The following is a 291-nucleotide window of genomic DNA, read 5'->3' on the forward strand; positions in this document are numbered from 1 at the left end:
CGAAGACAGTATACATGTTGTACTTGTAATTTCTTCGCAGTTTCTACTAAAAATGAAACAAGTTCCCCAGCTAATTGTAGGCATCTAAATTTAGTGAGAATAAAAATCCCGCCCATTTCCATCGTATCTTCATCTATTTGGACTAATCGGCCAACACCTGCATACTCGTTGTTGTAAGTAATAAGTGCAACTTTATCCCTTTTTAAATCACTTCTTACAAAACCTATTGAGTCATATTGATTATTAATCCATTCTAAATCATTAGATGTGGCTAGTTGAATACTCATATAC

1 protein-coding gene is annotated in these 291 nt (G+C 33.7%); it reads right to left on the reverse strand.

Going from position 1 to position 291, the window contains the following annotated elements; translation table 11 throughout:
* Window positions 1-287, reverse strand: a 287-nt coding sequence (locus tag ACSG5Z_RS31430; RefSeq protein WP_435712909.1) for a GNAT family N-acetyltransferase, incomplete at its 3' end; no start/stop codon positions are given.
* Window positions 288-291: the final 4 nt, after the last annotated feature.

Source organism: Bacillus pretiosus (assembly GCF_051294775.1).
Classification (GTDB): Bacteria; Bacillota; Bacilli; order Bacillales; family Bacillaceae_G; genus Bacillus_A; species Bacillus_A wiedmannii.